20 protein-coding genes and 1 tRNA gene are annotated in these 22689 nt (G+C 58.3%); 10 read left to right on the top strand and 11 right to left on the bottom strand.

What is annotated here, in order from left to right:
* The first annotated feature begins 177 nt into the window (after positions 1-177).
* From ftsZ to ACR0BT_RS10260, 5 genes are all read left to right on the top strand, one after another.
* Positions 178-1779, top strand: a complete 1602-nt coding sequence (ftsZ, locus tag ACR0BT_RS10280) for a cell division protein FtsZ (RefSeq protein WP_170635976.1) — start codon at positions 178-180, stop codon at positions 1777-1779.
* Positions 1780-1993: 214 nt separating this feature from the next.
* The gene (gene lpxC / locus ACR0BT_RS10275; protein WP_170392017.1) at positions 1994-2914 is read left to right on the top strand and encodes a UDP-3-O-acyl-N-acetylglucosamine deacetylase; all 921 of its coding nucleotides are present in this window, start codon (positions 1994-1996) and stop codon (positions 2912-2914) included.
* 126 nt (positions 2915-3040) lie between these two features.
* Positions 3041-3904 (top strand): outer membrane protein assembly factor BamD, encoded by an 864-nt coding sequence (locus ACR0BT_RS10270; RefSeq protein ID WP_170392015.1) that lies wholly within the window; start codon positions 3041-3043, stop codon positions 3902-3904.
* 36 nt (positions 3905-3940) lie between these two features.
* Positions 3941-5590 (top strand): DNA repair protein RecN, encoded by a 1650-nt coding sequence (gene recN / locus ACR0BT_RS10265; RefSeq protein ID WP_480763084.1) that lies wholly within the window; start codon positions 3941-3943, stop codon positions 5588-5590.
* 92 nt (positions 5591-5682) lie between these two features.
* Positions 5683-7368 (top strand): chloride channel protein, encoded by a 1686-nt coding sequence (locus tag ACR0BT_RS10260; protein WP_170392011.1) that lies wholly within the window; start codon positions 5683-5685, stop codon positions 7366-7368.
* On the opposite strand, the gene ACR0BT_RS10255 is transcribed toward ACR0BT_RS10260, so the two are convergent.
* Positions 7369-8739, bottom strand: coding sequence for a DUF3179 domain-containing protein (locus ACR0BT_RS10255; RefSeq protein ID WP_170420850.1), 1371 nt, complete (start codon positions 8737-8739; stop codon positions 7369-7371). It abuts the gene before it with no gap.
* A 190-nt stretch (positions 8740-8929) separates the two neighbouring features.
* Between ACR0BT_RS10255 and speB the strand changes: the two genes are divergently transcribed.
* Positions 8930-9901, top strand: a complete 972-nt coding sequence (speB, locus tag ACR0BT_RS10250) for an agmatinase (protein ID WP_480763083.1) — start codon at positions 8930-8932, stop codon at positions 9899-9901.
* A gap of 30 nt (positions 9902-9931) precedes the next feature.
* Here the strand turns inward: speB and ACR0BT_RS10245 are convergent, their stop codons facing one another.
* The 8 genes from ACR0BT_RS10245 to ACR0BT_RS10210 all read right to left on the bottom strand — a co-directional run bounded on the left by ACR0BT_RS10245 (position 9932) and on the right by ACR0BT_RS10210 (position 19196).
* On the bottom strand, positions 9932-11152 hold the full coding sequence (locus ACR0BT_RS10245; protein ID WP_170692788.1) for an aminopeptidase P family protein: 1221 nt from the start codon (positions 11150-11152) through the stop codon (positions 9932-9934).
* A gap of 160 nt (positions 11153-11312) precedes the next feature.
* Complete coding sequence (locus tag ACR0BT_RS10240) at positions 11313-12524, bottom strand: ABC transporter permease (RefSeq protein WP_170662011.1); 1212 nt, start codon at positions 12522-12524, stop codon at positions 11313-11315.
* A 5-nt stretch (positions 12525-12529) separates the two neighbouring features.
* Complete coding sequence (locus tag ACR0BT_RS10235) at positions 12530-13804, bottom strand: ABC transporter permease (RefSeq protein ID WP_170512242.1); 1275 nt, start codon at positions 13802-13804, stop codon at positions 12530-12532.
* Between the two features lie 70 nt (positions 13805-13874).
* Entirely contained in the window at positions 13875-14966 is a 1092-nt protein-coding gene (locus ACR0BT_RS10230; protein ID WP_170391999.1) for an extracellular solute-binding protein, read from the bottom strand.
* Positions 14967-15067: 101 nt separating this feature from the next.
* Entirely contained in the window at positions 15068-16168 is a 1101-nt protein-coding gene (locus tag ACR0BT_RS10225) for an ABC transporter ATP-binding protein (protein ID WP_170401347.1), read from the bottom strand.
* Positions 16169-16300: 132 nt separating this feature from the next.
* Positions 16301-17014 (bottom strand): aspartate racemase/maleate isomerase family protein, encoded by a 714-nt coding sequence (locus tag ACR0BT_RS10220; protein ID WP_170512240.1) that lies wholly within the window; start codon positions 17012-17014, stop codon positions 16301-16303.
* A complete protein-coding gene (locus ACR0BT_RS10215; protein ID WP_480763081.1) occupies positions 17011-18156 on the bottom strand; it encodes a M24 family metallopeptidase in 1146 nt (381 codons plus the stop codon). Before ACR0BT_RS10215 ends, ACR0BT_RS10220 begins: the two co-directional genes overlap by 4 nt.
* Positions 18153-19196 carry a pyridoxal-phosphate dependent enzyme gene (locus ACR0BT_RS10210; protein WP_480763080.1) on the bottom strand — a complete coding sequence of 348 codons (1044 nt, stop codon included), beginning with the start codon at positions 19194-19196 and terminating at the stop codon, positions 18153-18155. Before ACR0BT_RS10210 ends, ACR0BT_RS10215 begins: the two co-directional genes overlap by 4 nt.
* A 455-nt stretch (positions 19197-19651) precedes the next feature.
* Between ACR0BT_RS10210 and ACR0BT_RS10205 the strand changes: the two genes are divergently transcribed.
* A tRNA-Leu gene (locus ACR0BT_RS10205) sits at positions 19652-19737 on the top strand.
* A 22-nt stretch (positions 19738-19759) separates the two neighbouring features.
* Here the strand turns inward: ACR0BT_RS10205 and ACR0BT_RS10200 are convergent.
* Complete coding sequence (locus tag ACR0BT_RS10200; protein WP_480763079.1) at positions 19760-20266, bottom strand: hypothetical protein; 507 nt, start codon at positions 20264-20266, stop codon at positions 19760-19762.
* A gap of 49 nt (positions 20267-20315) precedes the next feature.
* Positions 20316-20558, bottom strand: coding sequence for a hypothetical protein (locus ACR0BT_RS10195; protein WP_170625299.1), 243 nt, complete (start codon positions 20556-20558; stop codon positions 20316-20318).
* Here ACR0BT_RS10195 and ACR0BT_RS10190 point away from each other — a divergent pair.
* The 3 genes from ACR0BT_RS10190 to ACR0BT_RS10180 are packed head-to-tail and all read left to right on the top strand — an operon-like array spanning position 20557 to position 22676.
* Positions 20557-21066, top strand: a complete 510-nt coding sequence (locus ACR0BT_RS10190) for a hypothetical protein (RefSeq protein WP_480763078.1) — start codon at positions 20557-20559, stop codon at positions 21064-21066. The genes ACR0BT_RS10195 and ACR0BT_RS10190 overlap by 2 nt on opposite strands.
* A 39-nt stretch (positions 21067-21105) precedes the next feature.
* Positions 21106-22386, top strand: coding sequence for a DUF4082 domain-containing protein (locus ACR0BT_RS10185; RefSeq protein WP_480763077.1), 1281 nt, complete (start codon positions 21106-21108; stop codon positions 22384-22386).
* Positions 22387-22400: 14 nt separating this feature from the next.
* Complete coding sequence (locus ACR0BT_RS10180; protein ID WP_170625302.1) at positions 22401-22676, top strand: phage fiber-tail adaptor protein; 276 nt, start codon at positions 22401-22403, stop codon at positions 22674-22676.
* Positions 22677-22689 lie beyond the last annotated feature (13 nt).

The raw sequence follows: 22689 nt of genomic DNA, 5'->3' as shown, positions 1-22689 counted from the left end.
CGCCGCAACATGTCGCGGTAACAGCGAAATGCCGCTGTTTGCTGCCTTATTTCCTCCATATTTTGTGGATTCGTGCGATTTTTCTGGTGACGTTTCCGAAATGACACAGTAAAATCGACTGTGGATAGGTCAGAAAAACCGCATTTTGCGGCAACATAAAAAACAGGCGGACAGAGCATGACATTAAATCTTTCGATGCCCGGGCACGACGAACTCAAGCCTCGGATTACCGTATTTGGCGTTGGCGGCGCTGGGGGCAATGCTGTCGACAACATGATTGAAAAACAGCTGGACGGCGTTGAATTTGTCGTCGCCAACACAGACGCACAGGCGCTGCAGCAAAGCCGTTCGTCGGCGCGGGTGCAGCTGGGCGTCAAAGTCACCGAAGGGTTAGGTGCAGGTGCGCGTCCGACCGTGGGTGCTGCAGCAGCTGAAGAAAGCATCGAACAGATCGTCGATCACCTAGCGGGTGCGCATATGTGCTTTATCACTGCCGGCATGGGTGGCGGCACAGGCACCGGCGCAGCCCCGATCATCGCGCAGGCAGCGCGGGAGTTGGGTGTTCTGACCGTTGGGGTTGTCACCAAGCCCTTCCAGTTCGAAGGCGCCAAGCGTATGCGTCAGGCCGAAGACGGCGTTGATGCGCTGCAGAAAGTCGTTGATACGCTGATCATCATTCCGAACCAGAACCTGTTCCGTCTGGCCAACGAAAAGACAACGTTTACCGAGGCGTTCTCGATGGCCGACGATGTCCTGTATCAGGGCGTCAAAGGCGTAACCGACCTGATGGTGCGTCCGGGTCTGATCAACCTCGACTTCGCCGACGTTCGAGCCGTGATGGACGAGATGGGCAAGGCGATGATGGGCACAGGCGAAGCGACCGGTGAAGATCGCGCCATTCAGGCAGCCGAGAAGGCCATTGCCAACCCGCTGTTGGACGAAATCAGCCTCAAGGGTGCCAAGGGTGTGCTAATCAACATCACCGGTGCGCACGACCTGACCCTGTTCGAACTGGACGAGGCCGCCAACCGCATCCGCGAGGAAGTGGACCCGGAGGCCAATATCATTGTCGGTTCGACCCTCGACACCGAGATGGAAGGCGGAATGCGCGTTTCAGTCGTTGCCACCGGTATCGATGCCAGCGAGAAAAGCGAAGATGTACCGGTCGCCCGCCGTTCGATGTCGGCTCCGCTGACACGCACGGTTTCGGCAGAAGACTCCACGCCTGAACAAATCGCTGCAGATGAGGCCCCGGCTGAGGACAACATTGCGCCCACGCTCTTCGAGTCCATCGAAGATGTCGAGTTCAACGAGGGCTGGCAAGACGAACAACCCGCTGCCGAGAAGGACGATGACGGGCTGCCCCCGCCCGCCTATCAGCCTCAGGTCGCGCAGTTCGAACCGCAACCCGAAGTCGAAGAGACAGTCGACTCCTACGTCGCACCGCGTGCCCAGACCCCCGGCACACCGTCTCCGGAAGCGATGCAGCGGTTGCAGGCCGCAGTTCAGAAAGTACCTTCTAACCGGCTTCGTCCGACGCCTGAGGCGCCTCGCGAACCGGCTCCTCAGCCGCAGCAAGCGACCGAGGATCGCCCGCGTTTTGGCTTCAACCGATTGATTGACCGGATGACCGGCCATGCGGCCGATACGCCCGCTCAACCGGTACGCCAACAGCCTGCGATGCGGTCGGTTGACGCAACGGCACCTGTTCAGGATGAAGCCGATCCTGATCAGGAGCGCATCGAAATTCCCGCCTTCCTAAGGCGTCAGGCCAACTGATCGCGGTAACAAAATCATCCCGAAGGGCCGCCATCGCGCGGCCCTTTTTTGTGGAAACACAAAGTGTTGAGCTGGTGTAAGCAGGGATTTGCCGATGTGTCACATTCATGTTTCATTCGGTTGCAAAAGGTGAGTTGAGCCTTAACGCCCCCTTCCTTAGTTGAGGGTGCAACACAGCCCCTGATAGGCTGGACACAACTCACCGAGGCTCACATTGCAACATACGCTCAAATCTTCAGTCACGTTTGTGGGCACTGGGCTGCATAGCGGCAAGCCTGCGACGATGGTTCTGAAGCCTGCAGCGGCAGGTCATGGAATCTGGTTCAAACGGACTGATATCGAGCTGGGCAATGCGTTGATCCCCGCTATCTATGATGTTGTTGAGCGGACGCCTCTTTGCACACGATTGGTTAACGATGCGAATGTGTCGGTATCGACTGTGGAACACATCATGGCGGCACTTGCCGGATGTGGTGTGCATAATGCACTGATTGAAATCGACGGTCCCGAAGTCCCGATCATGGATGGCTCGTCCGTGGCCTTTGTTCAGGGCATCATGGCCAAAGGCGTTCGTCGTCAGGCCAGTCCGGTACTGGCTTATGAGGTGCTTAAACCCATCTCAGTTGAACGCGAAGGCGCAAAGGCATCGATCGCGCCTGCGGAAGGTCTGGAGATCGAGTTCCACATTGATTTCGAAGATGACGCCATTGGCAGCCAGACAAAGGTTTTGGACATGCGCAATGGTTCGTTTGCGCGTGAACTCTGCGACAGTCGCACGTTTTGCCGCCGCACAGATGTTGAAGCGATGCGTGAAAACGGATTGGCCTTGGGCGGCACATTGGACAATGCGGTAGTCGTACAGGGCGACGAAGTCCTGACCCCGGGTGGCTTCCGTCACACGGATGAAGCGGTGCGCCACAAAATGCTGGACGCTCTGGGTGATCTCTATCTTGCAGGCGGTCCGATTCTGGGGCGCTTTGTCGGCGAGAAGTCGGGGCATTCGATGACCAACACATTGCTGCGCAAACTGTTCGAAACACCGGGCGCTGTGCGTCCGATCCTTTGTACCCCTGAACAAGCCGCGCGTCTGCCCGGCCAGGGCCTTGTGCGAAGCGAAATCCCGCAGGTTGCGTGATCTGATCAACTCTGACGACATTTGCGCCATGAGGGTGGATAAGGCGTTTTGCACTGGAATTTTATGTGCTAGACCGAGGCCCGATCAGGGGTAATTCCCGCTAAGTAGACGACAAGGATGGGCGGAATGGTTGGCAGCAAAGCGGCAGTCAGAATCGCAGGTGCGCTTCTTCTGGCAGCAACTTTGACGGCATGTGGCAATGCCGGAGGTCTGTTTGGTAACCGTGGGGCAGACCGCAGCCAAAACCTCGAAGGTTTCACGCCTGAACAGATTTACACCCGCGGTGAATACGAGCTGTCGCAGAATCGCTCGGACGACGCGGCTTGGTATTTCTCTGAAGTAGAGCGGCTTTATCCTTATTCCGATTGGGCGAAACGTGCGCTGATCATGCAGGCGTTCTCATTCCATTCGGACCAGAACTATGAAGAAAGCCGCGCCGCCGCGCAGCGCTATATCGATTTCTATCCCACTGACGAAGACGCCGCCTATGCCCAGTATCTTCTGGCGCTCAGCTACTATGATCAGATCGACGAAGTGGGTCGTGATCAGGGGCTGACCTTTCAGGCACTGCAGGCGCTGCGCACGGTGATCGAAGTCTACCCAGACAGTGAGTATGCCACATCTGCCGTACTGAAATTCGACCTTGCCTTCGACCATCTGGCTGGCAAAGAGATGGAAATCGGGCGCTATTATCTGCGTCAGGATCACTTCACTGCGGCGATCAATCGATTCCGCGTGGTGGTCGAGGATTTTCAGACCACATCTCATACCGCCGAGGCGCTCTATCGCCTGATCGAGGCGTATCTGGCGCTGGGACTGGTGGACGAGGCGCAGACCGCGGGTGCGATTCTGGGTTACAACTATCAGTCCTCAGAATGGTACGACGCGGGGTACACGTTGCTGACGTCGCGTGGTCTCGATCTAAAGAGCCGAGGTAACAATTGGCTCAGCACGATCTATCGCCAGACCGTCAAGGGTGAGTGGTTGTAACGGCCATGGCTAAAGGCTTGGGACGCTAAAGACCCGATGCTGCGCGCCCTTGATATCCGCGACATGCTGATCATCGACCGGCTGGAGCTGACGTTTCAGCCGGGCTTGAATGCTTTGACCGGTGAAACCGGCGCGGGTAAGTCGATCTTGCTGGATTCGCTGGGCTTTGTGCTGGGCTGGCGCGGGCGCGCCGAGCTGGTTCGTCAGGGGGCCGCGCAGGGCGAAGTTGTGGCCGAGTTTGAACTGCCTGACGATCACCCTGCCCATTCGATTCTGGCCGAGGCGGGTCTGCCCGGTGGCGAGGAGCTGATCCTGCGCCGCGTCAACACCGCCGAGGGACGTAAGACTGCATGGGTCAATGACCGCCGTTGTTCGGGCGAAGTGTTACGGGCGCTGTCGGATACTCTGATCGAACTGCACGGCCAACATGATGACCGAGGCCTGCTGAATCCACGCGGGCATCGCGCAATGCTGGATGCCTATGCCGGGGCAGGGGATCAGTTGGCCGCCGTGCGTGCCGCATGGGGCCAGATGTCCATCGCCCGCAAAGCTCTGGCGCAGACTGAGGCAGCGCTGGACGCTATGCGTGCCGAAGAAGAGTTCCTGCGTCATTCCGTTGCCGAGTTGGATCAGCTTGACCCGCAGCCGGGCGAGGATGCAGATCTCGACGCCCGCCGCCGCATGATGCAAGGGGCCGAGCGGATTCGCGATGACGTGGCCCGTGCCTTTGCCTTGCTGGACGGCGACGGGGCCGAGGGCGCGATGGCCGATGCCGTGCGCTGGCTGGAAGGCGTGTCGGACAATGCGGGTGGCCAGTTGGAAGGCCCCATTGCAGCGCTGGGTCGCGCCCTGATCGAACTGGGCGAGGCGCAGGATGGGGTCAACGCTTGTCTGCAAGCGCTCGATTTTAACCCAGCGGAACTGGAACAGGCCGAGGAACGCCTCTTTGCCATTCGCGCGCTGGCACGGAAACACGATGTGGCCCCCGATGATCTGGGCACCTTCGCCGATACCTTGCGCGACCGCCTGAACCGGCTGGATGCAAGTGACGCCGACCTCAGAAACAAACGCGCTGCTGTGGACGCGGCACAAGCTGCGTATGACAACGCGGCCACCGCACTCGGCGAAACGCGCCGTAAGGCCGCCAGTGCGTTGGACACCGCAGTAATGGCTGAACTCGCGCCCCTGAAAATGGAACGCGCCGTGTTCCGGACCGAGATCACCGCGACCGACGCAGGCCCCGAAGGCACCGACGCGGTGGCCTTCACCGTCGCCACCAACCCGGGGGCGCCGTCAGGGCCGCTCAACAAAATCGCCTCGGGCGGCGAACTCAGCCGCTTTCTGCTGGCGCTTAAGGTCTGCCTAACGGGCGAAGACAGTGCCCGCACGATGATCTTTGACGAGATTGACCGCGGTGTCGGCGGTGCCACGGCGGACGCGGTGGGCCGCCGTCTGGCCGCACTCGCGCAGGGCGGGCAGGTGCTGGTCGTCACCCACTCGCCGCAAGTGGCCGCACGGGCGGCGCATCACTGGCGGGTGCAGAAACAGGTCACCGGCGATCAGACCCTGTCCACCGTGATCCCGCTGGCCGACCCCGACCGCGTCGACGAAATCGCCCGGATGGTCGCAGGCGACACCATTACGGATGAGGCACGTGCCGCTGCCCGTGCCCTGTTGGATGCATGACGCGCATTCTGTGAGCATCTTGTCGTGAACCGACTTTTCTAAGGCGCGCGCGTGGCTTACTAAGGGTCAGGCGACCACCCCAACGAGGGCCAATGACCCAATCGACCCGCACCGTGCTGCGCAATCAGCTCAATCAAGCCCTCTCGGCGCTGCGGGATGCATGGCGGGTAATGCTTCATCGTGGCCCCAGCCAGATTCAGTTCTGGTTTATTGCTCTGGTCATCGGGATCGCTGCAGGCTTCATGGCGCTGGGATTCCGGATGGCGATCTCGTCGTTGCAGGCTTATCTCTACAACACCGAAGATATCCTGTTCCTGCACAGCCATGCTGAGAAGCTGCATTGGCTCTGGATTTTCCTTACACCTGTGGTCGGCGGGTTGGTCGTCGGGATCATCCTGAACAGGTACACCGATGATGGCCGTGTGCGTTCGGTAGCTGATGTGATCGAGGGTGCGGCCATCACTGATGGACGGGTCGAAAAGAAGGCCGGTATTGCATCTTTTTTCGCTTCGCTGATCACGCTCAGCTCTGGCGGATCCACGGGGCGGGAAGGACCTGTTGTGCATATGGCCGGGGTCATCTCGACTTGGGTCAGCGACCGTATCCACGCCGACGGCATCACCGGGCGCGACCTATTGGGTTGTGCTGTGGCCGCTGCTGTTTCGGCCAGTTTCAACGCCCCCATCGCCGGGGCCTTGTTTGCGCTTGAGGTTGTGCTGCGCCACTTCGCCGTTCATGCCTTTGCGCCCATTGTCATCGCCTCGGTCGCGGGGACCGTGATCAACCGGCTGGCTTATGGTGACGTGACCGAATTCACGCTGGATACGCCCGGGTCGTTGCAATTCTATGTCGAGCTGCCCGCCTTCCTGATCCTAGGCCTGATTTGCGGGCTGGTTTCGCTACTGCTGATGCGATCGATCTTCTTCGCCGAGGATATCGGCACGCATATCCAAAACCGCTTGTCTCTGCCTCGCTGGCTGCGCCCCGGTGTTTCGGGCGCGATGCTCGGCCTGTTGGCGGTCTGGTTTCCGCACATCATCGGCGTGGGATACGAAACCACGATCCGTGCTTTGACCGGGGACCTCGTGCTGACGACCGCGATCCTGTTCGCGGTCATCAAGACCGTCGCAGTGGCGATTACCATGGGCGGTCGCATGGGTGGTGGTGTGTTTTCCCCTTCATTGATGATCGGAGCGCTGACCGGGTTGGCCTTCGGCCTGATCGCCACCGGATTACTGCCAGATGTGTCAGGCACCCATACGCTCTATGCCTTTGCCGGGATGGGCGCGGTGGCTGCCGCGGTGCTGGGCGCACCAATCTCAACCACGCTCATCGTGTTTGAATTGACCGGAGACTGGCAGATCGGCCTCGCCGTGATGGTTTCGGTCTCGATGTCCACTGCGCTGGCCTCGCGCCTTGTGGACCGGTCCTTCTTCCTGACCCAGCTGGAACGACGCAATGTGCACTTGGCCGCCGGGCCGCAGGCGTACCTGCTGGCAATGTTGCGGGCAGGCGCGGTGATGCGCCCGCTGGGGGACGCGCGTTCGATCTCCAAGGAAGACGCGCAGGCATTGATCGAACAAGGCCTATGCGTCAAGGCCAGCGCCACGCTTGAGGCCGCGATGCCATATTTCGACCGCGATGACATCCCTTGCATCCCGGTGGTGATCATCGACAAGGACGGCTGTGAAAACCCCGTTGGCGCGCTCTATCACATCGACGCGCTGAAAGCTTACAACCGCGCGCTGGCCGCCACAGCGGCCGAGGAACATTCTTGATCAGCGTCCGTAAACGCTGGCTGCGTCGCCCAGATAATTGTCCCAGGCAAACCAATACGAGATATGTCCCGCGACGCGCGGCAACTCTGCGCCATCCGGGCCAATCAGTGCCTCTTCGGTGACGCGCCACTTGTTGCCCGTTTCGTCCAGCAGCCCGCCATCGGTGGTCGCGCGGAACTGGCGCGACCCACGCTCGTAAGCGCGCACGCTGCGCTTGTCCGGGTCGCCCATCAGCATCAGTGCCCGCCCGCCAATCGCATCGTTGATCACCGGCTTGCCCTTGAACGCGTCCAACGGCCACGCCCGCGCCGCGCCGAACTGGCGCACGGCGAACACGTAGTCCTTCTGGCGATGCCGACTTTGATCGACCAAGGCCGGGAACATCAGATCGGGTGAGGCAAAGTAATCGCGATACACAACGCCCGAGCCATAGTTGCGCCGATGACCGGTGCTGAGCGACAGCACCTGCGTATCCGGATGCGACGCCTTCCAGCTGTCCCAGCGGGTGATCACCACAGGACGCTGCTTCAGCTCGATCCCACTGTTGACCAGCGGTCCGACCACGGGCTTACCTGTGTACTGGTTCCATAACGAATGCGTCTCACGGTCGAACATCAATTTGTTCGACCGATACAGGAACCCGGACGAGCCAAATACAAACGGCTTCCGCCGCCCCTCGACCTGCGTTTCAAACAAAATCCCCGATCCGCACAGCGTACAATAGGCCAGTGCTACCGGAACGCCTCCGATCACCTCGTTGAACATCTCGTGCCAGCCCATGATGCGCAGCGGATAAGCGCGTACATCGCCGTTGATCGAGACGCCAAAGACCAGATCGTCGTCTTTCATGTAGTCCGCCCGCGCCGCCGGGATCAGCTTGGGATTGTCCAGCGAAGGGATACCGTCCTTGAGCACACCACCCCAACTGATCTCTTCCAGCCGAATCTTCATCTTGTCGCGTTGCAAATATTCGGGTTTCAGGAAAACGTCGAAGTTCTGATCGATGCCCAAAAGAACTTCGCGTTTGAACGGTATCAAAGATGGATGAGGTACAATCTGAGCGTTCCGTTCTTGCCATAGCATCCATTCGAACCAGTCTGTGCCGTGGCGCGCGCCGCTCAACGCTTCCATGACTTTGGCAATGTCTCGCTCTCGCCTTCTGCCATAGCGCATCGCCGTCAAAAGCGCGGGCACAACGTCCGGGTTGCCGCGCTCGGTCAGGAACGCCATCCCGGCTTCGAAATCGGTCCGACTGCCATACAAAGTTGAACGTACGGCATCGTAGACAGGGTCATCCTGCGCCCAAAGAGCGCGAGGGGCTACAGCGCTTGCCCCCAACAGGCCGACAAAGCTGCGACGTGGAATCGACATGGCATCCTCCGATCGGGTTCATATTCGATCTTGCCTGCAAAGCAGATCACATACACGCAACACTCGCGTGAGTGGCTCGAAATACTGAAGCTGCACGCCGGGCATCTCGACATTGGTCCATCCTGAGCACAAGATGCTGCTGCGATTGATGTCATCGAACGTGACAGTGGCAATGAAAAAGGAAATACCCATGCAAGACCATGGTTATAAGGCGGGGCGACTAAACCTGCCTTTTGTCGGCATCTCAACCTTCGCCAAATCTCCATATGTTGAGAATTGGGATGAGATAGAGGCGGATATCGCCGTTCTCGGCGCGCCCTTCGATTTCGGGACCCAATGGCGACCGGGGGCGCGGTTTGGACCTCGGGCCGTGCGCGAAGCCTCGACCCTGTTCAGTTTCGGCCACGCCGGGGCTTATGATCACGAAGATGACGCAACCTATCTGGATGGCTCCGTGCGGATCGTTGATCTGGGGGATGCGGATATTATCCATACCAAGACCGACGAGAGCCATGCGAATATCGCCTTGGGGGTGGGCAAGATCCTGAAAGCAGGGGCCTTGCCGGTGACTATTGGCGGGGACCATTCGATCAACATCCCCTGTATCAATGCCTTCGCCGAGGATTGCGCGCAGAACGGCCCGATCCATGTGGTGCAGATCGACGCGCATCTGGATTTTGTCGATGAACGCCACGGAGTGACCGCCGGACATGGCAACCCGATGCGGCGGGCGATTGAGAAAGACTATGTCTCGGGCATGACGCAGTTGGGCATCCGCAATGTCTCATCCACTGCGAAAGAGGGCTACGAGGACGCCCGCGCGCGGGGCTCGGATATCCTGTCGGTGCGGCAGGTGCGCAAACTGGGGGCCGAGGCAGTGCTGGCGCGTATCCCGCAGGGGGCACGGTATTACGTAACGATAGATATCGACGCTTTTTGCCCTTCAATCGCGGCGGGCACAGGTACGCCCAGCCATGGCGGGTTTCTCTACTACGATGTACTGGAAATTCTACAGGGTCTGGCCAAACGCGGGGATGTTGTGGGCATCGATCTGGTCGAGGTCGCGCCTGCGTATGACCCGACCGAGAGCACCCAGATTCTGGCAGCGCAGCTGTTGCTGAACTTTCTCGGCTTCATCTTTCACGAACGCAACCAGCGGTAGTAGGTGGGGCCATCAGCCCCACCCGTTTTCTTATGCCCCGATGATGTTGTGGCCGGGACCATAGGGGAAGCCGGTGATGTTCTCGGCGCCGTCTTCACCAACCACAAGGATGTCGTGTTCACGATAGCCGCCCGCGCCGGGTTGGCCTTCGGGAATCCACAGCATCGGCTCGATCGAGACGACCATGCCGGGTTCCAGCACCGTGTCGATATCTTCGCGCAGCTCCAGACCCGCCTCGCGCCCGTAGTAGTGGCTGAGGATACCAAAGGAATGGCCATACCCGAACGAACGGTATTGCAGCAGGCCCTCATCCGCGAAGAAGCGGTTGATCTCAGCCGTGATGCCCGAACAGGTCGCGCCGGGTTTGATCAGGCTCAGGCCCAGCTCATGCGCGGCAACGTTGGCCTTCCACAGGCGCAGGCTGTCTGCGTCGGGCTCGCCCAGGAACAGGGTGCGTTCCAGCGCGGTGTAATAGCCCGAGATCATCGGGAAGGTGTTCAGCGACAGGATATCGCCCTTTTGCAGCGCGCGTTTAGTCACCGGGTTATGTGCGCCGTCGGTGTTAAGCGCCGACTGGAACCAGACCCATGTGTCGCGGTATTCGGCATCCGGGTAGGCGCGGGCGATTTCCTCTTCCATCGCGTCGCGTCCAGCCATGGCGATCTCGATCTCGGTGGCGCCTTCACGGATAGCTGCGTGAATGGCGGCCCCACCCACGTCAGCGGTGCGCGCGCCGCCTTTGATCAGCTCGATCTCTTCTGCGGATTTCACCATGCGGGCAAACATCGTGTCAGGTGCGATATCGATCAGTTCCGGTCCGCCCAGCATGTCCAGCGCCGTGTTGCGCGCCGCCAATGTCATGTGGTCGCCTTCGATCCCGATCCGTTTGGCCCCGCCGATCAGGCTGGCCACTGCGCGCCAGTAATTGTCGCGCTTCCAGTCGGTGTAGATGACGTTGTCCTCAACCGAGCGCCGCCACGGTTGGCCCGCGTCGATGTTTGCCGAGACAGTGGTGCAAGCGTCCTGTGTTACCACGCAGCCGTAGGGGCGGCCGAATGAGCAGTACAGAAAGCCGGAATAATAGGCGATGTTCTGCATCGAGGTCAGCAGGACTGCGGGGATGTCATGCTTGGCCATGATTGCGCGCAGGGCGCCAAGGCGGCGGTCGTATTCGCCCTTGCTGAACGGCAGGGGCGCTTTGTCGCCATTGTGGCAGGTGAAGAATTCAGGGCGTTTTGTTGTGTCTGTCATGACTTGGTCTCTCATCATTGCCGGGCGGCAAACCCGGCCACTTGTCCCGGCGTTCAGGACAGGCGGTCTCGGGGTCCGAGAGCCGATCATCCCAGTGCGTCCGCGACGCCATCGCGGCTGGGATGAACAGGTGAATCGTTAGATCAGACCTAGGCCTGCGTCAAGCGGGGGAAAGGCCCCGCAGGCGCTCGGACCGGCGGCGCAGCAGCTCGACCGTGGTCAGCAGCGCAATCGAGATCACCACGAGGATCGTGGCCACCGCCAGAATGGTCGGGCTGATCTGTTCGCGCAGGCCGGTGAACATCTGCCATGGCAGCGTTTTTTGGCTAGCCGAGCCGACAAACAGTACCACGACCACCTCGTCGAATGAGGTGATGAAGGCAAACAGGCCGCCTGAGATCACACCCGGCAGGATCAAGGGCATCTGAATCTTGAAGAATGTCCGCACCGGACCCGCGCCCATATTCGCAGCCGCCCGCGTCAGCGAGCGGTCAAAGCCCACTAGCGTTGCGGTCACGGTGATGATGACGAATGGAATACCCAGAACGGCGTGAGCGAGGATCACTTTCACATAGCCCACAAAATTCTTGTTCATGCCCAGTGTTCCCTCCATGAAGCGGCCGATATCGCTGTAGAAGAAGAACATGCCTGTGGCTGAAATGATCAGCGGCACGATCATTGGCGAGATCAGGATGCCCATGATGGCGCGGCGGCCTGGAACGTGGCTCTGGCTGAGGCCAATGGCCGCCAGCGTGCCCAGCGAGACCGAGATGATCGTCGCAATCGGCGCAATGATGAGCGAGTTCTTGAAGCTGCGCTGCCATTCATTGTTGGTGAAGAAATCGCGGTAGTGCTTTAGCGAGTACCCTTCCGGGTCGAGCCGCAGCATTTCTGGCGTGAAGGTAAAGAAATCCTGCGCGTTGAACGAGAGCGGCAAAACCACGAGGATCGGGGTGATCAGGAACACGAAGATCGCGCCGCAGATCACCCGGAACAAGTAGTGATAGAACACTTGTTTCGCGGTCAGATAGGGCAACAGTTTTTGGCGATATCGACCTTCGTACAGCCAAAAGATAAACCAGACGAAGAACCATCCACCCAACAGGCCCAGAACGCCGCCCATTGGACCAGAGAACAGAAAACCGACGATGCCAAAGCCAAGGATATTGATCCATCGTGCCAGTTTTTCGTTCTTGAGTGTCGTGATGTAGACCCAGGCCACAGCGGCGATCAAGGCTGCACCGCCAATGATGCCGAGGAAGACCGAGCCATTGCCCGCGCCGACAAAGATACCGGCGAAGGCGCCTGCCAGCGCAACGCTTGGCAAAACCATGGACAAAGGTTTGCGGGATATCGGAGTAAGTGCGGCCATGTCGATTATCCCAGCTTCACGTTATCAATGCCGACAATCTTGTCGTAGCACCAGTAGAGCAGCAGTACGACGCCCAGAAGGATCGTTCCCAATGCCGCGGCCAGCCCCCAGTTCAGTGAGGACGAGATGTGATAGGCAATCCGGTTCGAAATAAAGACACCTTTGGTGCCGCCAACGATTTCAGGCGTGATGTAGTAGCCGATCGCCAGAATGAACACGAGGATTGAGCCCGCGCCAATGCCAGGAATGGATTGCGGGAAGTAGATGCGCCAGAATGTCGTCCAGTTGGTCGCGCCCATGGATTTTGCGGCGCGGGTGTACGAGGGCGGTATGGTCTGCATCACCGAATACATTGGCAGGATCATGAACGGCAGCAGGATATGCGTCATAGCTATGATCGTGCCGATCTGGTTGTTGATGATCACCAGCCTGGCGTCGTCGGCGACCAGTCCCAGCCAGACCAATGTTTCATTGATCACGCCCTGTTGCTGCAACATCACCTTCCACGCCGAGGTTCGCACCAACAATGACGTCCAGAAGGGCAACAACACGAGGATCATCAGCAGGTTCGACACCCGCATCGGAAGTGTCGCCAGCAAATAACTGACCGGATAGGCCAGCAGGATACAGGACGCGGTGATCACCAGCGACATGAACAAAGTGCGCCCGAACAGCTTGATCAGGATCTGCTTGTCCTCGGGCTGCGCCTGCGCGCCCTCGGGCGTGCGGCGCATGTCCACAGCGTTCAGAAAATAGCCATTGGTGACAGCGGGCGAATGCGTCTTGATAACCGCCCAAGTCTGCGGTTCACCCCAGCCGTCGTGAATCTCGATGACCTGGTCTTTGAACGGCCCATCGGTTTCGGGGTCCAGCTTACCCATTTTCCGACCCGAGCGGCGGAACATCGAAGACATGCCTGTCTCTTCGTAGTTCAGACGCGAACCCAGCCGGGTGTGTGTCTTGTTATCGACGGCCACGACCATATCGCGGACAAAGGCGTCATAAACGGCTTCGTCGGGCAACTCGCTGCTGGTTTCATCCCAGCTTTGCAATGCTTCAACCGTCAGGGGCAGTGTCTCTTGTACGATGCTGTTTTCCACAGATCGGAACAGCATCGCCGCAATAGGCACGATGAACGAGAACATAACGAACAGCAGCAGTGGGGCGACCAGCATCAGGGCCCGCAGCTTTTGCCGTCGCAGTGACCGGGCCAGCGATTGCTTGAGTGGCGTGCCGTCCGCGGCCAGCATGGGACCAGTATTTTGGGTGGCGTCAGTCATCGTTACCCCTTGGGTATTTTTGGGGTCGGGGGCGATAGGCCGCCCCCGACAATCTCAGGAAATCAGACGCTTATTGCGCCAGCCAAGCCTGGAATTTGGCGTCGATATCGTCGCGGTAATCCGCCCAGAACTCGTAGTTGTACAGGAACGTGTTCTTGGCGTTTTCCGGATCGGTCGGCATGTGTGGTGCCATGTCGATGCCCAGATCGGCGTGCTGACCTACCAGCGGTGCAGAGGAGGCACGAGCCGGGCCGTACGAGATGTACTTGGCCTGATCTGCCAGACGCTGCGTGTCAGTTGCGAACATGATGTAGTCCAGCGCGCGCTGTTGACGCTCTTCGCTCAGGCCAGCCGGAATGATCCAGCCATCAAGATCGAATACCTGAGCATCCCACAGCATCGCTACCGGCTGCTTTTGTTCTTCGATCACGCTGAACAGGCGGCCGTTATAGGTCGAACCCATGACAACTTCACCATCGGCTAGCAATTGTGGCGTGTCGGCACCGGCAGACCACCAGACGACACTGTCCTTGATGGTATCCAATTTGGCCAAGGCCTGGTCCTGACCTTCAGCAGTGGCCAGAACGTCGTAGACGTCGTCTTTTGCGACGCCGTCACACAGCAGCGCCCATTCCATGTTGTTGATCGGGCGCTTTTCCAGCGAGCGCTTGCCGGGATAGGCTTCAAGATCGAATACTGCGCAGATGTCGGTTGGCGGAGTATCACCGACCAGATCTGTGCGATAACCGAAAGTGGTTGAATAGACGATCTGCGGGATAAAGCAGTCGCTGACCAGAAGGTCACCGAAATCTTCGGAGGCAGGCGTGCCATCGGGGGCAGGGGCCAGTTGAGTGTCGAAATCGATCTCAAGTGCTAGACCTTCGTCGCAGAGGCGGATTGCGTCCGCCGCAACCACATCAACCACGTCCCATGTGATGTTGCCCGCTTCGTTCATCGCGCGCAGTTTGGCGACGGCCTCGTTCGAGCTGTCATCGTTCAGGATGGTGACGCCGGTCTTCTCCGAATAGGGCTCGTGATAAGCCTTGAGCTGCGATTTGGAATAGGCGCCGCCCCACGAGACGATGGTCATCTCTTCGGCGGAAACGCCGCCAGCCGCTGTCGCAATAGCAGCTGCTGTCAGCAGTGTTTTGGTAGTTTTCATGTGTTACTCCCAGTACTTCCCGTTTGTTGTTTGGTCAGCTGACGCACGGGTTTTCGCCAGCTGGTCCCTCGGTAAGCCACGTTTGTACCGCGCGGCTTGGTCTATGCGTCGAGCGCACGACAATCCTTTGCAAGCCAGCCGATCTCGATTTCCTGTCCGGGATTCAGACGGATGGCGTCGGGGGCATTCCGTGTTTTGACGATGAACTCGTCATTGCCCGCCACCGACATGCGGAAGCGGAACACGTCGCCCATATAGATGAATTCCTTGACCGTTGCTTTCAGCGTATGTGCATCGGCATGCAGTCGGTCTTTATTGAATTCTACGCGCTCGGGCCGGATCGAGACCTTGGTACGTTCGCCCGGATTGTGCACGTTGATCGGCACCGCATCGATTTCCGAGCCGTCATCCAATTGCACAAGGCAGGTATCTCCATCGATGGATTTAACAACACCTTCCAGGGTATTGTTTTCACCGATGAATTGCGCCACGAAACTGTTGTCGGGTTCTTCATACAGCTGATCCGGCGGGGCCAGTTGCTGAATGCGGCCATCGTCAAACACCGCAACACGGTCGGACATGGTCAATGCCTCGGTCTGGTCGTGGGTCACGTAGACGGTGGTAATGCCCAGTTCATGCGCCAGACGGGTGATTTCGAACTGCATATGCTCGCGTAGTTGTTTGTCCAACGCACCCAGCGGTTCGTCCATCAACACCAGTTCGGGCTCGAACACCAGCGCACGTGCCAGTGCGATCCGTTGCTGCTGACCACCCGACAACTGCGCGGGGCGACGATTGCCGAAGGCACCCATCTGCACCATGTCCAGCGCGCGCTTGACCTTCTCCTCGCGCTCGGACTTGCCCAGCTTGCGGACTTCCAGCGGGAACGAAAGGTTCTCGGCTACAGTCATATGCGGGAACAGAGCGTAGTTCTGGAACACCATCCCGATGCCACGTTTGTGCGGAGGGATATTGTTGATGGGTTTTCCATCCAGAAGAATCTCGCCATGGGTGGCGGTTTCGAATCCAGCAAGCATCATCAGGCAGGTTGTCTTACCTGATCCGGACGGCCCGAGCATGGTCAGGAATTCGCCCTTTGGCATTGCCAGGTTGAGATCTTTGACGACGAGGTTCTCGCCATCATAAGACTTTTGAACGCGTTGAAATTCAACAAACGCGGCGTCGCTATTTGTGTCGGTCACAAGACCCCCTGTTGCGTCAAATGATTACCCGGTTGGTCCGGGCCTCATTGATCTTCTCGTGCATTGATGACGAGGCTAACAAATGGTCGCAAGCCCGTAAAGCAATTGGAGTCGCGTAAACGCCGCATTTGCCTAATTTTGCGACACGTTCAGTTGTTTCATATGCCAGGCCAAACTCTGGTTGCTTGACAGGACAGGCTTGCCGATCTGCGCCTCGATCCTTGGGATAGCCGTCAGTGTCCGAAGGTTCGTACAACTTAGGAATACGGCGTCGACTGTTGAATCTCTTCCCAGTCGCACGGCGGCATCGACCACGGAATCGGTCGAGATGCGCACAACTTTGGCTTCTTCGGATTCGCCGAAAGTGCCAAACACATCCATCGCGATGCCTTGTTCTGCAAACGCGCGTCGCAACGGAGTGTTTACTTCTTCGATGTAGGGCGACAGCAGTGCAAATTTTGAGACGCCCAAATGTCTCGCGCAGGCGGAGGCTGCCCGCAACGGGTTGGTGACGGTCGCTGTATTACAGGTCTGCATGACCATCTGCTCAACCCGATCCGATCCGATTACCGAACTGGCTGACGTACATCCATAGCCAACAACTCGATATGGCCGCGCCTTTGGCAACAGATCAGCCGCGGCGGGCAAGTCGGTTTCCATTTGCGCCAGAGTGTCGGTGTTGACCTCAGCCCCGCTGGGAATGCGGCTGACATAAAGCGGGCTTTTGTCATCGGTAAAAAGGCTGCGAAACTCAGGTTCGATTGTCTCGTCAGTCTGTAAAACGATCAGCCCCATTGGTACAGCCGAGGGATCGTCAGGATCCAGTGTGTACGGCAACGTGCTCATATCTCGGCAATCTCCGGTCCTATCCGGGGGCTGAGGAATTCGGGCGCGCCTTCGGTGATCAGTATGTTTTCTTCGTGCACGAGAATTTTGCCATCGACCGCAATACCCGGTTCAAGCGTCAAAACCATTCCCGGTTGCAGTTCAGTATGATCATCGGGAATAAGCGAAGGCCATTCGGTCAACGACATTCCTAACCCGTGGCCCAGTCTCCCGGCATCGGTACCCGCGCTGCCATCGGTAAGTAATGTGTTCATCGTATGAAAAAGCTGAGAAGCCGTCACGCCTGGGCGGGCTTGATCAAACGCTGCATCCGAAGCCTCGACCAATCTGGCATGTGCATCGCGTACCGTCTTGCTCGCTGGGCCGACGGACCAATTGCGATCATAGTCGCAAAAATAGCCATCGTGGACGAGGCCGGTGTCGAGCATCAGCACATCGCCTATACGAAGCGGGGTCTGTGTCGCGGGTGAGATTACATCCGAGTACCCGCCTTGCTCGGCCCCTCCGGCCAGATAGGGCACCCAGTCGGCACCCTCTTCAAGGCAGAGTCTCTGAAAGTTTCTAAATATCTGATCCAACGGTGTCCCTGCTGAGGCAATCTCGGGCACTCGTGCAAAGGCGTGGGCACCAATCTGACAGGCAGTTCGAATCTTTGCGATCTCGGCGTCAGATTTCACCATCCGCAGCGCCCGCAGGATGCCATGGTCACCCGTAATTTGGCGCGCTCCAATTGCGGATTCGAGATGCCTTAGATCGGCCAGTGGCATCCTTACATGGGTCTCATGCCCGTCGGGGCAGCCGATTGAGGCGTTTTCAGGCGTCAACTCTCTCAGTGTATCGGCCAGCAGGGATACCCCATCATCTTCAAGGTCGGGTGCACTCCAGGTTCGAATGTCGTCGATCCATGTCTGTGCCATCAATGCAGCACCGATGGATGGGATTACTGCAACCGGCTTGCCAGAAATCGGAACGATCAGAAACCAAGGCCGCGTTGGGCTTTCCCAGAAACGGGTGAGATAACCGGTGAAATAGCGAAGCTGGGGCTCAGTCGTAAGCAACAGGGCCGATAGACCGGTTTCTTGCATCCGATGCTGGGCGCGTGCAACGCGGGTCGCGAATTCCTCTGGTGCGAAACCTCTCATGCAGGTTGCTCGCTCAAGATGCAGAGCACTTTGGAATTCGGTCCAATACCCAGTTCACTACGGATCGCGTCGTTCAGAACGGCCGCAATGCCAGCACCGCCCGAAGCGCTGGTTTCCAACCCGGCCTTCGCCATAGCCGGAAGCTGTGCTTCGACAGTGTCATCCTCGATTGTCACAAACAGATCGGCATCTCGGGCCAAGCCGTTCAAGGCGATCAGCGAGGGCTCTTTGCAATCCAGTCGCCCCATGATGCTGTCGGGCCCGTCAGCAAACACACAATGCCCCGCTTCGATACTGGCCTGCAGCGCCGGGGCAGAGGTTGGCTCGACAACAATGATCTGCGGAGCATCTCCCCAAACGACCCGCGCATAGGCAGCGACGGCTCCGGCCATGCCGCCAACACCGGCTTGCAAAAGAACGTGCGTTGGTGCCTCAGTACATTGCTCGGCGGCTTCGACCGCCATTTGCAGATACCCTTCCATCAGCAAGTACGGTAGTTCAGTATACCCCTCCCAGGAACTGTCCGAGAGTAAAGTCCAGCCATTGACCTGCGCCGCTTGACTGGCTGCTTCCATGCTGGCGGCGTAATCCGCACCCGCCCGGACCACTTGTGCGTTTTGAGCGCGCAGGCGATCTGCAAAGCTTTCTGGAACTGTTTCTGCGATGTAAACAACTGCATCAGCTCCGAAAGTGCGCGCGCCCGCGGCCATGCTCATCCCGTGATTGCCCGCGCTTGCCGTAACATAAGTGCGCCCTTTGAGCGTGTTACCATCTGGCGTGACCGAGATGTCATTCGCTTCGCAGGCGATCACATAAGCCGCACCCAGCGCTTTGAACGATCCCAGGCCCATACGGCTTCGCTCATCTTTAACCCAGAGATTCGCGACGGGTGCCAGCGCCGATGCATTCACGAGGGGCGTTTCGACAAAGTCAGGACAGAAGGATCGATGCCGGCCCAACCCATCTGTCTCTACGGAGGGATAAGGGGCCTGATCCGAAAGCTTAGAACCACCTCGAAACGGGTTACTGACTAGTTTCATCGCTCGCTCCTTGATCTTGTGTTGCGCCGACGTGAACGAATTGGCCGAAGGCTGTCAAGCTCGGCCTTGATTCAGCAGGATTGTGTTCGTGTTCTGCATGCATCCCTGGATCTGATGAATGAGTATCTTTTCAATCGTTTTGGTTGGTTGTAAGTGTCTGCACACGACATCGGCGCGGTGAGACAAAACTTCGACGATGATGTGCGGGCGTGATGGAATGGTAGACATATCGGACTTATAATCCTTCGCTTCCGCCCGCAAAGCGCATTGTATTCATAGCCTTGTGGCCGTATGGAGATTTCCAGGCCCGAAATAGACCCGACACGCTTGCCCGCGTGGTGGAATGGTAGACACAAGAGAATTAAAATCCTTCGCTTCCGCCCGTAAAGCGCATTGTATTCATAGCCTTGTGGTCGTATGGAGATTTCCAGGCCCGAAATAGGCCCGACACGCTCGCCCGCGTGGTGGAATGGTAGACACAAGAGACTTAAAATCTCTGGGCCGGAAGGCCGTGCCGGTTCGAGTCCGGCCGCGGGTACCAAATTGGTCAAAACTGTAGCGGGCTATGTCCTGTTGGAAGCGTTGCGCTCCCAGGCTGCCCCGCAGATGGTCAGGATGGTGCACATCGTCCAGATCAACACTAGCGCGCCGCCAGGAGCCCCGCCCCAAGAGACCGGTCCAAAGGGCGTTTCAAAGGCAAATGCAAACTGTGCTGGAACAATCAGAAATAGTCCTGAGCTCACACATGCGGTAAAGAGCCTCCGGAACATAAACCCTCGATCGAAAATTCGGAAGACGATCCGCACGGCAACGGTCGTCGCAAGCGCTGCAGTGCCGGACCAGATTGCGGAAACCCCGAGCTCGACCCAGCCTATCAGGAAGACCGCAATAAACGTCGCCGCGAGTATGTGGTTCGTTGTAAGCCACTCTTGCGAAGCAACAGGTTCCTTCCCACGCCCAAGCCAATACCACACTTGCATCTGCACCGCGGCTCGGGCGTCCTGGTCAGCTATCGCCTCAAATTTGTCTTTGAATGCCTCAGCCTGTTCTAGGCCTGTCAGATCTTTCACCTCACGGTGGACTCGCTCAGCCTTCTTGAACCATGCTTTACGGGTGGCCTCACTGCGCACCGACGACCTCAGAAACGTATACTGGTTCGACGTTCCAGTAGCGGTCTATGTCGATCTCTTCGCCCGTGCTTTCATCAAGCATAGTTTCTAGCACATCCAACGGGCTTTTGAATGTGGCGAGTGAAGCATTCGTTAACGGTGACACAACGCGGTAGACCACCCGAAGACTGATCCCTCGGTCGCGCTGTCCTGGCGCAGCCTTTCTTTCCCTTTGACGATGTGAGGTTGCCATGCCGCCTGTCCAAGCATTTGAACCGGGCAATCCGGTAGAAACGATTTCCGCCCTGACCAAGGCTGTAAAGGCGGTCACCCACAACCTGAAACAAGTACGGGATTCCACACGTGATTTGGACACACACCTGGTCCTGAGCACCATTCATGGCGCTCTCAGCAGCGTTCGTCGCGCGATGATTGAAGCACAAGCGGAGATTGCCCACGATGCCGACACGGTTGGGCAGGTCATGCTGCTGTTTTCAATGCCGGTTAAAACGCCGGAAGCTCTGAGTTCTGGCGCGGCAACCTTCGTATCGCGGGCCGCTGACTTCTATGCTTTCTTTGGGTCATGGTTTGCCGGTATCAACGCTTCTGACATCTATGCCTATACAATTGTTGGCGAGGGTGATCTTGCCTATCCGCGCCCTGTTCAGAGGTCCGAGCTATCGGAAACGGTTGTCGCGCCTCTGCGGTCATCGTCGCAACTCAACGCACTGATCGAGGCGTTCGAAGCTGTAGGAGGGTAATATGCCCTCGAGTATCTTTGGACCCGGCGATGCCCCGCTATGAACAGTATCGATCCAAACCCGTACGAGCTGGGAACTCGGTTTGAAACTGTTGTGGCTGGTCAAATCACGGCGCTTCGGTATTGGCGACACGTTAATGATGACGATGACACGGATATCAGGACGCTTCGCCTCTGGACTGATGGCGGAACGGAACTAGCCACCGTCGATGTTACATCAGGTGTTGGTGAAAACGGCTGGCAGGAAGGAACGCTGTCAAGCCCGGTCAATGCTAATGCGGGCGATGTATTCGTCGTTAGCTATGGCGCGCAAGGCAACTATCCGAATACGTCCAACTACTTCACAACATCAATGACAAGTTCCGATGGCAATCTGGTTGCTCCTGCAAATGGCGAGCCAACACCAAACGGTATATACGCGACCGCTATCGGCACCTTTCCAAGTAACGTTTTTTTCAGTGCCAGCTATTGGACGGATGTTGTCTTCGAGGAAAGCGGCGGCGGCTGCACCGAAGAAGGCGACGGAACATCTGACGGCTCAAGCACTGCAACCGGGGCAGGGGAAAGCACTGCCGAGGCGGATGGAAGCTCAGACGGCCAAGGCACTGCATCAGGTGACGGTGGCGCGGTTGTAGGCGCTGACGGATCGTCCGATGGCGCTTCCGCGGCCTCGGGAGATGGCGAAGCAACTTCGAGCGCAGATGGTGCGTCAGATGGCACTTCGACTGGTGCCGGTGAAGGTGGTGCGACAGCCGAGGCTGACGGGTCCGCTGCGGGGGGGCTGGTGCATCTGGCGACGGTGAGGCGACATCCGAGGGTGCAGGATCATCCGACGGCACTTCTACAGCCACAGGCCAAGGCCAGAGCGCCGGATCAAATGATGGGCAGTCTAGCGGGACATCCACCGCCACGGGTGAGGGTGAGGCAACCGCGGAGGGCGCGGGCACGTCTAATGGCTCATCAAGCGCTTCCGGCGATGGTGAAGCCACAGCAGAGGGCGACGGCAGTTCTGCAGGGTCATCCACTGCGACGGGTGTTGGCAGCGATGCAACCGAGAACGTCGGTCAATCCTCTGGCTCATCAACTGCAGCTGGTCAGGGTGAAGCAACTGCATCTGCAGACGGCTCATCAGATGGCGCAGGAACCGCATCCGGTGAGGGTGAAAGCGCGACAGAGGGTGCGGGTTCGTCTGCGGGCACTTCCAGTGCATCCGGCCAGAACACAACGGATGGCGTCCCTGTCTATACTCTACCAGCAGAGCGCACTTACGCGGTGCAGGCTGAAAGTCGCGTGTATTCTATTCCTGCAGAAAGCAGAATAATAGAGGTTAACGACATGCCCCAATCCTTCACGAAAGACCCGCAAGACGTGCTGGATTACCTATTCGATTTCTCCGATGACATGGCGGCTGATGGTGACACGATCGCAAATCATACAATTGAGATCGATGGCGCACTAACGCTGGATAGCGAAAGTCGAACAACCACTGGCGTCACAGTTTGGCTATCCGGTGGCACCTTAGGTCAACAGGTGAAAGTAGATTGTTTAGCGATCACAAGTGCTGGCCGCGAGTTCAACCGCAAAGCCATTTTCGTCATCCAGGACATGTAACCAGATCCCCGGT

This window comes from Ruegeria sp. CJ6 (assembly GCF_056536665.1).
The sequence above is the reverse complement of the archived record's forward strand: the minus strand, read 5'-3'. Positions and strand labels throughout refer to the sequence as shown.

Excerpts from the sequence above, each read along its gene's own strand:
- ACR0BT_RS10185 (WP_480763077.1), top strand. The coding sequence starts at position 21,106 with ATGAACAGTATCGATCCAAACCCGTACGAGCTGGGAACTCGGTTTGAA.
- ACR0BT_RS10240 (WP_170662011.1), bottom strand. The coding sequence starts at position 12,524 with ATGGCCGCACTTACTCCGATATCCCGCAAACCTTTGTCCATGGTTTTG.
- ACR0BT_RS10190 (WP_480763078.1), top strand. The coding sequence starts at position 20,557 with ATGCCGCCTGTCCAAGCATTTGAACCGGGCAATCCGGTAGAAACGATT.
- ACR0BT_RS10180 (WP_170625302.1), top strand. The coding sequence starts at position 22,401 with ATGCCCCAATCCTTCACGAAAGACCCGCAAGACGTGCTGGATTACCTA.
- ACR0BT_RS10260 (WP_170392011.1), top strand. The coding sequence starts at position 5,683 with ATGACCCAATCGACCCGCACCGTGCTGCGCAATCAGCTCAATCAAGCC.
- ACR0BT_RS10245 (WP_170692788.1), bottom strand. The coding sequence starts at position 11,152 with ATGACAGACACAACAAAACGCCCTGAATTCTTCACCTGCCACAATGGC.
- ftsZ (WP_170635976.1), top strand. The coding sequence starts at position 178 with ATGACATTAAATCTTTCGATGCCCGGGCACGACGAACTCAAGCCTCGG.
- ACR0BT_RS10230 (WP_170391999.1), bottom strand. The coding sequence starts at position 14,966 with ATGAAAACTACCAAAACACTGCTGACAGCAGCTGCTATTGCGACAGCG.
- speB (WP_480763083.1), top strand. The coding sequence starts at position 8,930 with ATGCAAGACCATGGTTATAAGGCGGGGCGACTAAACCTGCCTTTTGTC.
- ACR0BT_RS10220 (WP_170512240.1), bottom strand. The coding sequence starts at position 17,014 with ATGAGCACGTTGCCGTACACACTGGATCCTGACGATCCCTCGGCTGTA.
- ACR0BT_RS10255 (WP_170420850.1), bottom strand. The coding sequence starts at position 8,739 with ATGTCGATTCCACGTCGCAGCTTTGTCGGCCTGTTGGGGGCAAGCGCT.
- recN (WP_480763084.1), top strand. The coding sequence starts at position 3,941 with ATGCTGCGCGCCCTTGATATCCGCGACATGCTGATCATCGACCGGCTG.
- ACR0BT_RS10215 (WP_480763081.1), bottom strand. The coding sequence starts at position 18,156 with ATGAGAGGTTTCGCACCAGAGGAATTCGCGACCCGCGTTGCACGCGCC.
- ACR0BT_RS10235 (WP_170512242.1), bottom strand. The coding sequence starts at position 13,804 with ATGACTGACGCCACCCAAAATACTGGTCCCATGCTGGCCGCGGACGGC.
- ACR0BT_RS10195 (WP_170625299.1), bottom strand. The coding sequence starts at position 20,558 with ATGGCAACCTCACATCGTCAAAGGGAAAGAAAGGCTGCGCCAGGACAG.
- ACR0BT_RS10210 (WP_480763080.1), bottom strand. The coding sequence starts at position 19,196 with ATGAAACTAGTCAGTAACCCGTTTCGAGGTGGTTCTAAGCTTTCGGAT.
- ACR0BT_RS10270 (WP_170392015.1), top strand. The coding sequence starts at position 3,041 with ATGGTTGGCAGCAAAGCGGCAGTCAGAATCGCAGGTGCGCTTCTTCTG.